1 protein-coding gene is annotated in these 2,241 nt (G+C 55.8%); it reads left to right on the top strand.

Annotation, left to right across the window (positions count from 1 at the left end):
- Positions 1-212: 212 nt before the first annotated feature.
- Positions 213-1,907 (top strand): phospho-sugar mutase, encoded by a 1,695-nt coding sequence (locus DW003_RS09770; protein WP_118388877.1) that lies wholly within the window; start codon positions 213-215, stop codon positions 1,905-1,907.
- Positions 1,908-2,241: the final 334 nt, after the last annotated feature.

Raw genomic sequence — 2,241 nt, 5'->3', positions numbered from 1 at the left:
GGGGGAGGCCTCGCGGCCTCCCCCTTTTTTGCGTTTACGGGCAACATTCCTTATGCAATTAAATCAATTTAATCATCCACCGCTGAATATAGACGTTCACCGTTCTTTGGCCGGTTCTCTGTTCTCAATGGACTAATATTTGCTTTAGCGCACTGCTGCGCTTGTCCTGTTTTTACACGGGTCGTTTTATTGATTGTGACGGAAGGACTCACATGGCAGATGTTCATGAGCTGCTTGATACTTGGATTGCCAATGTCAAGGACGAGGAGCTCCTCGCTGAGCTCAACACGATGAAGGAGCAGGGTGATGAGGACGCCATCACCGACGCTTTCTTCCAGGATCTCGCCTTCGGTACTGCCGGTCTTCGCGGCACTATCGGTGCGGGCACTAACCGTATGAATATCTATACGGTCGGTCGTGCGACCCAGGGATTCGCTGACTACCTCAATGCGACCTTTGAGCATCCGACGGTCGCCATCGCTCGCGATAGCCGCAATAAAGGTGAGCTGTTCGTTAAGACTACGGCTGCCATTCTTGCAGCAAACGGCGTGACTGCCCTCGTGTATCCCAAGATTTCTCCTGTGCCGACGCTCTCCTGGGCCGTCCGTGATCTTAAGTGCTCCGGTGGCATTTGCATGACCGCTAGCCATAACCCAGCGCCGTATAACGGCTATAAGGCCTATGGCCCCGATGGCTGCCAGATCACCAGCGAGGCCGCCGATGCAATTTCTAAGGCTATCGCCGAGACCGATACATTCACCGGCGTGAAGTCCATGGACTTTGATGAGGCTCTTGAGCAGGGTCTGGTTAAATGGATCGACGACTCGTGCCTCGAGCGTTATTACGACGCCGTTCTCGCGCGCGGCGTGACTAACCTTTCTGCCGAGGAGATCGCTGGCGCTCCGCTTAAGCTCGTCTACACTCCGCTCAACGGCACCGGCCTCATTCCCGTTACTACGGTGCTCGAGCGCGCTGGCATCACCGATGTCACGGTTGTTCCCGAGCAGAAGGAGCCTAACGGCGATTTCCCGACCTGCCCGTATCCTAACCCCGAGATCCGTCAGGCCATGCAGAAGGGCATCGATCTCTGCGAGCAGGTTCACCCTGATTTGCTGCTTGCAACCGATCCCGACGCCGACCGTGTTGGCGTTGCCGTTAAAAATGGCGATGACTATCTGCTGCTGACCGGCAATGAGATGGGCGTTCTGCTGCTCGACTATATCTGCAAGACCCGTGCTGCCCGCGGTGAGGACCTCACTAAGAAGATTGCCGTTACTACTATCGTTTCTTCCGCCATGGTTGACGCTCTGGCCGACGAGTACGGTTTTGAGCTTCGCCGCTGCCTGACGGGTTTCAAGTACATCGGCGACATCATTACTTCTCTTTCCGATGCTGGCGAGGTCGATCGCTTTATCTTCGGTTTCGAGGAGAGCTACGGCTATCTGGCCGGCGACCACGTGCGCGACAAGGACGCCGTGAGCACTTCGCTTCTGATTTGCCAGATGGCGCAGTATTACAAGCTCCAGGGTAAGAACCTTGCCGATGCGATGCACGAGCTGTACGAGAAGTATGGCTACTATCACAACAAGACGATTTCGCTAAGCTATCCGGGCGCTGAGGGTGCGGCAAAGATGGCCGGCATCATGGCTGGTTTGCGCGAGAACCCGCCCGCGGAGCTCGCCGGTTCCAAGATTGAGGCCGTCGTGGATTACAACACCTGCGTGAACGGCCTGCCGAAGGCTAATGTCATTGAGTTCGATCTCGAGGGTGGTAACAAGGGTATCGTCCGTCCTTCTGGCACCGAGCCCAAGATTAAGCTGTACATCTTCGCTAAGGGCGCGGATGCCGCCGAGGCTGATGCAGCACTTGACGCGATCGAGGAGTCCGGTCGCAAGCTCTTGGCCTAAGGCTTTGAAAGCCTATTTCTATAGATAGACGGAGGAGGGGATCTCGGAAACGAGGTCCCCTCTTTATTACTTTTAAATACAGCTGAGAATCCCAAATTGTGTAGGAAATGTGTACACCCAGATTCCCGCCCCCGGCGCCCCTCCGGTCTGGCAATATATCTCCTTGCCGCGCGGCCCGGTCGGACCGGATCAGCCGCCAGGCGTGCACCTTGAGAACCGGATACTGCGAGGATGGACACTTACTTCAGTGTCGCATCCGGGCAGACATCGAACCATTTGAAATGGTCTAACTTGGATTTGTTTTTCGCAAGGCCGCCGAGAGGCGGCCCCGAGA

This window comes from Collinsella sp. AF36-3AT (genome assembly GCF_003475205.1).
GTDB classification, from domain to species: domain Bacteria; phylum Actinomycetota; class Coriobacteriia; order Coriobacteriales; family Coriobacteriaceae; genus Collinsella; species Collinsella aerofaciens_AF.
Note: the sequence above shows the minus strand (reverse complement) of the source record. Positions and strands in the feature narration are given on the sequence as shown.